At 72.1% G+C, this 11,928-nt stretch carries 8 protein-coding genes; all 8 read right to left on the bottom strand.

What is annotated here, in order from left to right; all coding sequences use genetic code 11:
- Positions 1-4: 4 nt before the first annotated feature.
- Positions 5-2,830 (bottom strand): AAA family ATPase, encoded by a 2,826-nt coding sequence (locus ACFV9T_RS08585; protein ID WP_385437657.1) that lies wholly within the window; start codon positions 2,828-2,830, stop codon positions 5-7.
- Positions 2,831-2,935: 105 nt separating this feature from the next.
- The gene (locus tag ACFV9T_RS08590; protein WP_385437658.1) at positions 2,936-3,697 is read right to left on the bottom strand and encodes a thioesterase II family protein; all 762 of its coding nucleotides are present in this window, start codon (positions 3,695-3,697) and stop codon (positions 2,936-2,938) included.
- A gap of 136 nt (positions 3,698-3,833) precedes the next feature.
- Positions 3,834-5,942, bottom strand: a complete 2,109-nt coding sequence (locus tag ACFV9T_RS08595; protein ID WP_385437660.1) for an FUSC family protein — start codon at positions 5,940-5,942, stop codon at positions 3,834-3,836.
- 84 nt (positions 5,943-6,026) lie between these two features.
- On the bottom strand, positions 6,027-6,461 hold the full coding sequence (locus ACFV9T_RS08600) for a hypothetical protein (protein WP_385437661.1): 435 nt from the start codon (positions 6,459-6,461) through the stop codon (positions 6,027-6,029).
- 141 nt (positions 6,462-6,602) lie between these two features.
- Positions 6,603-8,099, bottom strand: a complete 1,497-nt coding sequence (locus ACFV9T_RS08605; protein WP_385437662.1) for a CoA-acylating methylmalonate-semialdehyde dehydrogenase — start codon at positions 8,097-8,099, stop codon at positions 6,603-6,605.
- Between the two features lie 28 nt (positions 8,100-8,127).
- Positions 8,128-10,005 (bottom strand): 3D-(3,5/4)-trihydroxycyclohexane-1,2-dione acylhydrolase (decyclizing), encoded by a 1,878-nt coding sequence (gene iolD, locus ACFV9T_RS08610; RefSeq protein ID WP_385437663.1) that lies wholly within the window; start codon positions 10,003-10,005, stop codon positions 8,128-8,130.
- Positions 10,002-10,970: a 5-deoxy-glucuronate isomerase gene (iolB, locus tag ACFV9T_RS08615; protein WP_385437664.1), complete on the bottom strand. Its 969-nt coding sequence runs from the start codon at positions 10,968-10,970 to the stop codon at positions 10,002-10,004. Before iolB ends, iolD begins: the two co-directional genes overlap by 4 nt.
- A 67-nt stretch (positions 10,971-11,037) precedes the next feature.
- Positions 11,038-11,916, bottom strand: a complete 879-nt coding sequence (locus tag ACFV9T_RS08620) for a deoxyribose-phosphate aldolase (protein WP_385437666.1) — start codon at positions 11,914-11,916, stop codon at positions 11,038-11,040.
- Positions 11,917-11,928: the final 12 nt, after the last annotated feature.

The following is an 11,928-nucleotide window of genomic DNA, read 5'->3' on the forward strand; positions in this document are numbered from 1 at the left end:
GGTGTCACACCGTGCCGGTCAGGCTGCTGTCGGAGAGCTTGGCGGGCAGGTCCCGGCGGCGCTTGACGTTCAGCTTGCGGTAGATGCGGGTCAGGTGCTGCTCCACCGTACTGACGGTGACGAACAGCTTCGAGGCGATCTCCCGGTTGGTGTTGCCGTGCGCGGCCAGCACCGCGATCCGCACCTCCGCCTCGGTCAGGGCCTCCACATCGCGCTGCGGCTCGGCGCCCTGGCCGGGCTGGGCGGCGGCGGCCGCCACCAGTTCGCCGCTCTCCGCGTGGCGGGGCATCAGCTCGCGGCACAGCGGCTCGGCGCCGCAGGACTTGGCCACGTGCCACGCCTTGCGGACGTAGACCCGGCCCCGGTTGAAGTCGCCCATCGCGCGGTAGGCGCGGCCGAGTTCGCCGAGTGCGACGGCGAGCTGGATGCGGTCGTCGCCGCCCTCCAGCACCTCGACGGCCTCCTTGAGCCGGGGCAGCCGTTGCCGCTGCTGGTCGGTGCGGGCCAGGACCACCAGCAGACCGCCGCGCAGCCGCCCGTCACCGGCGCCCCGCCGCAGCTGCTCCTCGGCGAGGGACCGGGCCTGGGCGGGGTTGCCGAGGGCGAGCCACGCCTCGGCGGCGTCCAGCCGCCACGACGCCAGCCGGGGCGTGTCCATGCGCCACGACGCGGCCAGTTCCCCGCAGTCCGTGAAGTCGCCGAGGGCGGCGTGGTAGCGGCCGGTGGCCAAGTGGCAGCGGCCTCGGGCGCGCAGGTAGTACAGCCCGGGGACGGTGCGGAAGAGCCCGTCGGGGAGCGGCTGTTCGAGCAGCGCCATGGCCTCGTCGTAGTGGCCCATCCCGGTCTCGGCCTGGATCAGCGAGGACAGCACCAGACCGATGCCGACCCCCCAGCCCGGCGCCGGAATCTGCGCCAGGGCGCCGCGCGCCTGGTGCGCGGCCACCTGGAGGTCGCCTTGGCGCAGCGCGATTTCGGCCCGTACGGCGGACAGCATCGCCTGCCAGGCGGGGACGCTGCGGGAGGAGCACTCGCCGAGCAGCCGCTCGCACCAGGACAGGGCGAGGTCCAGGCGGCCGGTGACGACGAGCGCGTACAGGACGATGACCAGCGGCTGGAGGGTGTTGTCGCCGAGGTGGTAGCGCTGCAGGACCCGTTCGGCCTCGATGACCGCCTGGTCGGTCCGGCCCTCGGTGAAGGCGGTGGACAGGGTGGCGGCGGCGTGCGCGTGGGCGAGGTCGGCCACGTCGTGCGGGGAGCCGGTGGCCTTCGCGGCCCCGGCGCCGAGGGCGGGGAGGCGGTCGCGCAGCGGCGGGCTGAGCATCGTCAGCCACTGGATGGAGGCCGAGAGGGCGGCGCCCATCGCGGGGTCGTCGCCATCGGTGACGCCGGGGCCCGCCGTGCGGCTCAGCGCGGTGATGGCGTCGGCGGCCGTGTCCAGCCGCCCCGACCAGGCGAGGTACGAGGTGATGGGGGCGATGTCGCGCGGGGCGAGCCAGCCCTTCTCGGCCTCCTCGGTGAGCGACGGCAGATATCCCTCGGCGACCGCGGGGCCGACCCGCCAGGCGACGCTGACGAGCCGCGCCTTGAGGGCGGTGCGGGTGGGCCCCGGTTCGCACGCGCGGTGGGCGTGTTCGAGGCAGCGGAGCGCGACGTCGAGTTCCTTCTGCACCAGGGCGTATTCGGCGGCCTCGCGCAGGACCGGGACGGTCCAGGGCTCGCCGTCCTGGTGGCCGCGGACCAGATGGCGGGCGATGTCGAGCGCGGAGGCGCCGTCGGCGTGCAGCAGCCGGGCGGCCCGGGTGTGCAGGTCGTGGCGGACGGCGGCGGGCGCCGCGTCGAGTACGGCGGTACGGGCGACCTCGTCGCGGAACCGGCCGTGGTCCAGGACGGCGCACTCGTGGAGGTCCTGGACGCCCTGCTCGACCGTGCCGACGCTCAGGTCGAGGAGGCTGCTCAGGTGGCGGGGGGAACGGGCGTCGCCGAGAACGGCGACACCGCGGGCGATCGCCGCCACGTCGGGCTCGCCCCGGTACAGACAGCCGAGGACGGCCTGTGCGAACGCGTCGCCGGGCGTGGGGCGCTGCAGGGCCTCGCCGTGTTCGCCACCGGCCCGCCAGTCGTCCAGCAGCGCGCGCAGCAGCAGCGGGTTGCCGCCGGAGAGGCGGTGGCACTCGGGGGCGAGCCGGGCGGCGACGGTGGCGGACAGGGTGTTGGACAGCGCCTCGGCGACGCCCGCCTCGGTGAGCATGGGCAGCCGCATGCGCACACAGTTGGGCTGGCGGAGCAGTTCGGCGTGGAAGGTGAGCTGCCGCTGGCGCAGCCGGGGGGATTCGGTGAGGACGATGAGCACCCTCGCCTGGCGGACCCGGCGCGCGAGGTGGAGCAGGAATTGCAGGGAATGATCATCGCCGCAGTGCACATCGTCGACGGCGATCACCAGCGTGCGTTCGTCGACCAGCCGCAGCAGCACCGACGAAATCTGGGACATCACGTGCATACGGGCCGCGGCGGTACTCTCCGGACCCATGTCGGCCAGCAGGGTGACCGCCTCGGAGCGGACGTCCGGGGGCATGGCGGCGTTGTCGAATATCTTTCGGAGAATACCGAAGGGGAGTTCGCGTTCGGCCCGCGAAGCGGTCACTTCGAGGAGCAACGCGCCGCTGTCGATTGCCTGTTCGGCAAAGCTGTCCAGCAGCCGGGTCTTGCCGCTGGCCACCGCGCCGCTGACCAGCGCCAGCCGTCCTCGGCCCTGCGTCGCGCCGTGCAGCATTTCACGCAGGACGGAGAGACGGCTCTCCCACTCGAAGAGATTTATGGGCACAGGACTCATCCCCCGGCGAATCATCGCCTCACGCCCCCGGGTCGATGACGCCGAGGGCCTGAAACGTGACGTATGGCGAATTGCGTTTCGGTCGTGCGATACGAATCGGCCGGGTCAGGGACGTGACGCCGAAAGCACCCCGGACACCAGACTCGTGATTTCCGCTTGATGGTTGGCCAAGAAGAAGTGGCCACCCGGGAACACCCGGATGTCGAACGCGCCGGTGGTGTGCTCCTGCCACGCCCGCGCCTCGTCCAGGCTGGTCCTGGGGTCGTCGTCGCCGGTCAGCACGGTGATCGGGGCGCGGACGGTGGCACCCGGCTCGGAGCGGTAGGTCTCGATCGCTTTGTAATCACCGCGGATCGCGGGCATCACCATGCGCAGGATCTCCTCATCTCCGAGGACCCGTGCGTCGGTTCCGCTCAGCACCTTCATTTCGCGCACGATGCCGTCATCGTCACGGCGGTGCACATTCTCGTCCCGGTAACGGGACGGTGCCCGGCGGCCCGAGGCGAAGACGGCGACCGGGGAGAACTCCGGATCGGCCGCCTCCAGTCGCCGCGTCACCTCGAACGCGAGGACGGCGCCCATGCTGTGGCCGAAGAAGGCGATCGGCCGATCGAGCCAGGGCTTCAACTCGGCGGCGATGGCGTCCGCGTACTCACCGATGTTCTCTATCCGCGGATCGAGACGCCGGTCCTGACGCCCCGGATACTGCAGCGAGAGGACGTCGACGGCCGGTGAAAGCGCTTGTGACACCGGGAAGAAGAACGGCGCCGAACCCCCGGCGTGCGGCAGACAGACCAGCCGCACGCGGCTGTCGGGGGCCGGATGGAACCGTCGAATCCAGACGCTGCCTTCTTGCTGAGCACCCATGTACGTGAAAAGTCTTTCCCTCATCGGGTTCGCGGTCGCAACAGCCGCTCACCCATCAGAAGATGTGTCAGAACAAGCTGCCCCTAAATGTTCTAACACGACAGTAGATGTAGGGGGCACCCCTAACAGCGAGGGGTCACCCCCCACGCGTGGGGTCTTGGAGCGCCGGCTGCTGCCGCGCGCCCCCGGCGAGCGCCTGCGCCAGGTCGTCCAGCGCCTCCACCAACAGCTCGGCGCTGCGCACCGCGACCCCCTGCCGCTCCCCCGCGCGCTCCTGCCAGTGCTCCAGCGACTCCTGTACGGCGGTCCAGTCCAGCGGCCGCCGCTCCCGGACCGCCTCCACCGCCTTCGGAACCGCCGTCCGCAGCGCCGCGGCGAACTCCCCGGACTCCTTCGACGGGGCCGCGTCACGGTCCGGGAGATGCGCCTCCAGCAGCATGGTGACCCGGCCCGCGGTGGACAGCGCTGTCTGCGCCTCCTGCGCCGCCCGGGGGCCGAGCCCGCGGTGGCGCACCGGCTCCCGGCGCGCCCGGGCCTCCAGCGCCTCGTACTCGCTGCGCGCCGCCCGCTGGTCCAGCAGCGCCTCCCGCACCTGCCGGGGGCGGCGCTCGGCGGGGCGGGCGTGGGCGTCGAAGACGGCGACGGCGTACTGGCCGCCGGTATCCAGCCAGTCGGCCAGCCGGTCGCGCATCAACGGAGTCTCCCAGGCGGGGAAGACCACGTACGAGGCCATCGCCATCAGCCCGCCCAGCAGCGTCAGCGCCACCCGCGCCTGGACGGTCTGGCCGACCTCCGCGCCCGCGATGCCGAGCAGGAAGACCACGTACGCGCTCACGCACAGGGAGGCCACGATGAAGCCGGTGCGCAGCAGCATGAACATGAAGGCCGCGCACACCACGGCCAGCGTGGCGCTGACATACGGGTCCGGGTGGGCCAGCGTCACCACCAGCCCGCCGATCAGGACCCCGGCCAGGGTGCCGAAGAAGCGGGCGACCCCGCGCGAGAAGGTCTGGCCGAAATCCGGACGCAGCACCATCACGGAGGTCAGCGGCGCCCAGTAGCCATGGCCGAACGGCAGCATGGCGCCCAGCAGATAGCCGCAGACGGCGACCACCGAGAGCCGCACCGCGTGCCGCAGGATGCGCGAGTCCCAGCGGGCCTCGCGGCGCAGCGCGCGCAGCGCCACCGGCACCAGGCCGGGGACGGTGGGGCGGGGCAGGTGGCGGCGGTCCCTGGTGCCCTCGGCGGTCACCGTCTCCACCCGCTCGTCCGAGGACTCCACGACGTCGTTCACCAGGGCCATCAGCTTCAGCGCGGCGCGGCGGGCCGCGCCGTTGAGCAGGGGGCCGCTCGCCGGTACCTCCAGCACCGCCATCGCCTCGGGCGGCAGCCGGACCGGCTTGTTCCGGCGGATGGCGTGGGCCACCGCGTCCAGCACGGTGGCGGTCGCGGCCAGCAGCTCCCGCACCCGGTCGCGCTCGGGCCCGAGCATCGGGGCGCCGACCACGGGGTCGGCCATCGAGGCGAGCACCGGACGTATCCGCTCGGCCAGCAGCCGGTAGCCGCGCAGCTGGCGCGGGCGGCGCTTCGCCTCGCGCGGAGTGAGCGCGGCGGCGCTGCGGGCGTCCATCAGCGGCTGTGGGTCGAACGGCGCCTGCGGGTCGTGGCGCAGCCGCCGGGCGTAGTCGGCGACGCCCGCGAGCGCGTCCGCGAGGGCGTCGCGCTGCACACCCCAGGGCCGTACCGGAAAGAGCACGATCAGCACGGCCTGGACGACGCCGCCGAGCCCGATCAGCGCGGCGTGCTCCAGGGCGCCGAGCACCGAGGTGGGGAGGGTGACGGTGACCAGCATCACCGCGACCATCTGGGTCGACACCAGCCCGGAGACCGGGCCGACCGCCCACGACATGCCGGTCAGCAGCGTCCATATGGCGAGCATCACGACGAACGTGGCGACGTGGGCGGCGGCCAGATAGCCGAGGAAGGTGGAGACGGCGAGCAGGGACGCGGCGGCGAGCGCCAACTCCGGGCGGGGCCGCCAGCTCTTCTGGAAGATGGCGATCCCGGCGGAGAACGCGCCGAACGCGGACGACACCGCGAGGGTCGGCGAGCCGAACCAGAGGGTCAGCCCGATGACGATGGCCACACCGCAGGCGCCACGGACCGCGACCAGCGGCTCCAGCCGGATGCGCTCGATCGTCAAACCGGCCTGGGCCGTCTGCTTCAGCGCGTGTGACCAGCTCATACGCCGAGACTACGACCTTGATCTGCACGCGAGGAACCGGCCGTCTTCGGCGGATTCCTGGCGTACCCGCTCTTTCGGCCCGCGTCAGCCCTCAGGTGTCGCGCAGTCCACATCGAGCAGTTCGATGGGCCGGGTCGCGTCGAGGTCGACGTACGCGGTGAAGGAGTCGGTCGCGCCCTGGCCCCAGTGCGTGGTGATGGTCGCCCAGCCGACCCGGGCGGACTGCGCCGTGGTGACCTCGCCGACCTCGATGTCCCTCGGCTCGTTCTGCGCGCACAGCAGCAGGTCGTAGCCGGGGTTCTGGGCGATCCGCTCCTTCAGCTGGTCGGAGACCAGGTTCTCGCGCTCCCAGGGACGCGGCCCGTGGTTGCCGTAGAAGCCCTCCAGGAAGTGGTGGATCTCCTCGGCGGTGAAGCGGCCGTTCGGATCGGTCTTCTGGGCCGCGACCGCGGGTGCGCCCGCGGCCAGCACGAGTCCGAGGCCGAGCGCGGCAGCGGAACAGCGAAGGGTACGAAGCATAGGAAATCCCCCTGAATGTGGTCGTGTGCCCATTGTTCGGGCGAACACTCAAGAAGACCTACAACAGGGGTAGATGGTTGCCCCCGCATACGACGAAACCCCCGCCGGTCGGTGACCGGCGGGGGATTCAGCGTCAGGCGATCAGTGGTTCTTGGGGAAACCCAGGTTGATGCCGACCTCTTCCGACGGCTCCGGCCAGCGGGTGGTGACGACCTTGCCCCGGGTGTAGAAGTGCACCCCGTCGTTGCCGTAGATGTGCTGGTCGCCGAAGAGCGAGTCCTTCCAGCCGCCGAAGGAGTGGTAGCCCACCGGCACCGGGATCGGCACGTTGACGCCGACCATGCCCGCCTCCACCTCCAGCTGGAAGCGGCGGGCGGCGCCGCCGTCGCGGGTGAAGATCGCGGTGCCGTTGCCCCACTTCGAGGAGTTGATCAGCTCGATGGCGTCGTCGTACGTCTCGGCGCGGACCACACACAGCACCGGGCCGAAGATCTCGTCGCGGTAGGCGTCGGCGGTGGCCGGGACCTTGTCCAGCAGCGAGACGCCGATGAAGAACCCGTTCTCATGGCCCTCGACCGAGTAGCCGGTGCCGTCCACGACCACCTCGGCGCCCTGGGCGGCGGCCCCGTGGACGTACGAGGCCACCTTGTCCCGGTGCTCCTTGGTGATCAGCGGGCCCATCTCGGAGGACGGGTCGTTGCCGGGGCCGATACGGAGCTTGGCCGCGCGGTCGGCGATCTTCTTCACCAGGTCGTCGCCGATGTCGCCGACGGCGACCACGACGGAGACCGCCATGCAGCGCTCACCGGCCGAGCCGTAGGCCGCGTTGATCGCGTTGTCCGCGGCGAAGTCCAGGTCGGCGTCGGGCAGTACCAGCATGTGGTTCTTGGCGCCGCCGAGCGCCTGCACCCGCTTGCCGTGCTCGACGGCCTTGGACTGGATGTACTTGGCGATCGGGGTGGAGCCGACGAAGCTGACCGCAGCGACGTCCGGGTGCTCCAGCAGCCGGTCCACGGCCACCTTGTCGCCGTTGACGACGTTGAGCACACCGTCCGGCAGCCCCGCCTCGGCCGCCAGCTCGGCCAGCCGGTAGGAGGCCGACGGGTCCTTCTCGCTGGGCTTGAGGACGAAGGTGTTGCCGCAGGCGACGGCCACCGGGAACATCCACATCGGCACCATGGCCGGGAAGTTGAACGGCGTGATGCCCGCGACGACACCCAGCGGCTGGCGGATCGAGGAGACGTCGACCCCGGTGGAGACCTGGGTGGACAGCTCGCCCTTGAGCTTCTCGGCGATGCCGCAGGCCAGCTCGACGATCTCCAGACCTCGGGCCACCTCGCCGAGCGCGTCCGAGTGCACCTTGCCGTGCTCGGCGGTGATCAGCTCGGCGATCTCGTCGCGGTGGGCGTCCAGCAGCTCGCGGTACTTGTAGAGGATCGAGGAGCGCTTGGACAGCGAGACGGTGCCCCAGGACCGGTACGCCTCCTTCGCGGACGCGACGGCCGCGTCGACGTCCCCGACCGAGGCGAGGGCGACCCGGGTGTCCTGGGCGCCGGTGGCGGGGTTGTACACCGGGCCGTGGTTGCCGGAGGTGCCCTCGACGGACTTCCCGCCGATCCAGTGGTTGACGGTCTTCATGGGTGCGGAGCCTTTCTCTCGAAAAACGTCAGAGGTGGCGGCGGCGGCCGGCGGCGTGCCGGTCGTACTCCTGGCGGGCCTTCACGGCGGCCGGGCGGCTCGCGGTCTCGGCTACGGGCACATCCCACCACGCCTGTGCGTCGGGTGCGCCCGACACTGTGTCGCCCGTTTCGGTCTCCACATAGACACATGTGGGACGGTCCGAGGCGCGGGCCGCCGCGAGCGCCTCGCGCAGCTCGGCCACGGTCGCGGCGCGCAGCACGTCCATACCGAGCGAGGCGGCGTTGGCGGCCAGGTCCACGGGGAGCGGATCGCCGGTGTACGTACCGTCGGCGGACCGGAAGCGGTAGGCGGTGCCGAACCGCTCGGCGCCGGTGGTCTCCGACAGGCCGCCGATCGAGGCGTAGCCGTGGTTCTGGAGGAGGACGATGTTGATGTTGATGCCCTCCTGGACCGCGGTGACGATCTCGGTCGGCATCATCAGATACGTACCGTCCCCGACCAGCGCCCACACCGGGGTGTCGGGGGCCGCGAGCCGTACGCCGATGGCGCCCGGGATCTCGTAGCCCATGCAGGAGTAGCCGTACTCCAGGTGGTACTGGCGGGGCGAGCGGGCCCGCCACAGCTTGTGCAGGTCGCCGGGGAGCGAGCCCGCCGCGTTGATCACCACGTCCTCGTCGCCGACCACCGCGTCCAGCGCGCCCAGCACCTGCGTCTGGGAGGGGCGTACGGAGGCGTCCTCGGCGGCGTACGCGGCGTCCACCCGGCGCTCCCACGCGGTCTTGCCGGTGCGGTACTCGGCCTCGTACGTCTCGTCCACCCGGTGACCGGCCAGCTCGGCGGTGAGCGCCTCAAGACCGGCGCGGGCGTCGGCGACCAGGGTGGTGGCGGCCAGCTTGTGGGCGTCGAAGCCGGTGATGTTGAGGTTGAGGAAGCGGACCTCCGGGTCCGCGAAGAGGGTCGCGGAGGCGGTGGTGAAGTCGCTGTAGCGGGTGCCGACCCCGATGATCAGGTCCGCGCTGCGGGCCAGGTCGTCGGCGACGGCGGTACCGGTGTGCCCGATGCCGCCGATGTCGGCCGGGTGGTCGTGGCGCAGCGACCCCTTGCCCGCCTGGGTGGAGGCGACCGGGATGCCGGTGGCGTCGGCGAACGCCCGCAGCGCCCCCTCGGCCTCGCTGTGGTGGACGCCGCCGCCCGCGACGACCAGCGGGCGCCGGGCGGCACGGATGGCCTGCGCGGCGGCGGTGGTCTCGGCGTGCTCCGGGGCGGGGCGGCGCACCCGCCACACCCGGTCGGCGAAGAACTCCTCCGGCCAGTCGAACGCCTCGGCCTGCACGTCCTGCGGCATGGCCAGGGTGACCGCGCCGGTCTCGGCCGGGTCGGCGAGCACCCGCATCGCGGCGAGCGCGGCCGGGATCAGCGCCTCGGGGCGTACGACGCGGTCGAAGTAGCGGGAGACCGGGCGCAGCGCGTCGTTGACGGACACGTCGCCCGCGTACGGCACCTCCAGCTGCTGGAGTACCGGGTCGGCGGGCCGGGTCGTGAAGATGTCGCCGGGCAGCAGCAGCACCGGCAGCCGGTTGACGGTGGCCAGCGCGGCGCCGGTGACCAGGTTGGTGGCGCCGGGTCCGATGGAGGTGGTGACGGCCTGGGCGGCGAGCCGGTTGGACTGGCGGGCGTAGCCGACGGCGGCGTGCACCATGGCCTGCTCGTTGCGGCCCTGGAGGTACGGCATGGTGTCCTGCCCGGCCTCCAGCAGCGCCTGGCCGAGCCCGGCCACATTGCCGTGGCCGAAGATGCCCCAGGTGGCGTTGATCAGACGGTGCCGCTGCCCGTCCCGCTCGGTGTACTGGTGCGCCAGGAACTCGACCAGGGCCTGGGCGACGGTGAGGCGGCGGGTGGTCATCGGGCGTCTCCTGCGGGAGCGTCAGGGGCGGGAGCTTCAGAGGCGGCAGCTTCAGGGGCTGCGTACAGCGGAAGGCGGGGGTCGACGGGCTGGTCGGGCCAGGTGGAGCGGATCCAGCCGTGGTCGGGGTGGTCGCAGATCAGCCAGGCGCGCTCCTCGCCGGGGCCCGCCATGACGTTGAGGTAGTACATGGCGTGGCCGGGCGCGGCGATGGAGGGGCCGTGCCAGCCGTCCGGGATGAGGACCGCGTCCCCGGAGCGGACCTCGGCCAGCACGTCGGTGCCGCGGCCCCGACCGGAGGGCGAGACGCGCTGGTAGCCGACGCCCTCGTTGCCGTGGGCCTCGGCGATCTCGAAGTAGTAGATCTCCTCCAGCTCGCTCTCCTCGCCGGGGCGGCACTCGTCGTGCTTGTGCGGCGGGTACGAGGACCAGTTGCCGCCGGGGGTGAGCACCTCGACGGCGATGAGCTTGTCGCACTCGAAACTGCCACCTGTTTTTCCGCCTCCGGCGGGGGCCGCCGCGAAGTTGTTGACCTGGCGCGAGCAGTTGCCGGTGCCGCGCAGCTCGACGGGGACGGCCGAGGCGGGCCCGTAGCGGGCGGGCAGCCTGCGCTCGCAGCGGGCGCCGGTGAGGGCGAAGCGGCCCCCGGCGCCGCTGGCGATCGTGGCGTGGGCGTCGCGCGGGACGTAGGCGAAGTCGGTCACCCCGCTGAACACACTCTCGCGGCCGTGCAGTTCGAACGTCTCGCCCTCGGTGATCACCGTGCAGCCGCCGCTGAGCGGCAGCACGATCCACTCGCTGTCGCCGGTGACCAGCTGGTGCGAGCCGCCGGGCGGCAGGTCGAGCACGCGCAGGCTGGAGTAGCCCCATCCGGCCCGCGCGGGGTCGATGTCCAGCGCGTACGGGCCGTCGGCCGCCTTGCCGGCCTGCACATGGAAGCCAAGGGAAGATTCGTTGGTGGTCATGGCGTCAGTGTTTCCTCCGGTTCCGGGGCCGATTCGCGGCGCGGCGATTTCCAGCAGAGGGCCCGATTCACAGCAGGCCGACGGCGGTGTCCACGGCGGTCTCCACGCCGCCCTCCGCCGGGTAGAGCAGCGAGCGGCCGACGACCAGGCCCTGGACGGTGGGCAGCCGCAGCGCCTTGCGCCACTTCTCGTACGCCCCCTCCTGGTCCTTCCCCACCTCGCCGCCGAGCAGCACGGCGGGCAGGGTGCTCGTCTCCATGACGGCGGCCATCTCGTCCGGGTCGTTGGTGACCGGCACCTTCAGCCAGGTGTACGCGGACGTTCCGGCGAGCCCGGAGGCGATCGCGATGGACTTGGTGACGGCCTCGGCGCTCAGGTCGTTGGAGACCCGGCCGTCTATCCGGCGGGAGATGAACGGCTCGACGAACACCGGGAGCCGCCGCTCCGCCATCTCGTCGATGGCGCGGGCCGTGGTGAGCATGGTGCTGAGCGACCCGGCGTCGTCGTAGTCGACCCGCAGCAGCAGCTTCCCGGCGTCGAAGCGCAGCCGTTCGATGTCCTGCGGGCGGTGGCCGGTGAAGCGGTCGTCCAGCTCGAACGAGGCACCGGCCAGCCCGCCGCGGTTCATCGAGCCCATGACGACCTTGCCGTCGAGGGCGCCGAGCAGCAGCAGGTCCTCCAGGATGTCGGCGGTGGCCAGCACGCCGTCGACACCCGGGCGGGACAGTGCCAGGCACAGCCGCTCCAGCAGATCGGCCCGGTTGGCCATGGCCAGCTTGTGCCCGCCGACGGCGAGGGCTCCGCGCGCCGGATGGTCGGCGGCCACGATCATGAGTCGGCCGCTGTCGCCGATCAGCGGGCGGCGGACCCGGCGGGCGGCGGCCTCGGCGATGGCCTCCGGGTGGCGGCTGCGCACCGTCACGAGGTCGGAGATGCTGATACTCAACTAAGGCTCCCT

The organism is Streptomyces sp. NPDC059850 (genome assembly GCF_042731515.1).
Classification (GTDB): Bacteria; Actinomycetota; Actinomycetes; order Streptomycetales; family Streptomycetaceae; genus Streptomyces.

Bases quoted from the DNA above. Each gene is read 5' to 3' on its own strand.
- iolD (WP_385437663.1), bottom strand. From the start codon at position 10,005: ATGACCACCCGCCGCCTCACCGTCGCCCAGGCCCTGGTCGAGTTCCTG.
- ACFV9T_RS08590 (WP_385437658.1), bottom strand. From the start codon at position 3,697: ATGGGTGCTCAGCAAGAAGGCAGCGTCTGGATTCGACGGTTCCATCCG.
- iolB (WP_385437664.1), bottom strand. From the start codon at position 10,970: ATGACCACCAACGAATCTTCCCTTGGCTTCCATGTGCAGGCCGGCAAG.
- ACFV9T_RS08600 (WP_385437661.1), bottom strand. From the start codon at position 6,461: ATGCTTCGTACCCTTCGCTGTTCCGCTGCCGCGCTCGGCCTCGGACTC.
- ACFV9T_RS08605 (WP_385437662.1), bottom strand. From the start codon at position 8,099: ATGAAGACCGTCAACCACTGGATCGGCGGGAAGTCCGTCGAGGGCACC.
- ACFV9T_RS08585 (WP_385437657.1), bottom strand. From the start codon at position 2,830: ATGAGTCCTGTGCCCATAAATCTCTTCGAGTGGGAGAGCCGTCTCTCC.
- ACFV9T_RS08595 (WP_385437660.1), bottom strand. From the start codon at position 5,942: ATGAGCTGGTCACACGCGCTGAAGCAGACGGCCCAGGCCGGTTTGACG.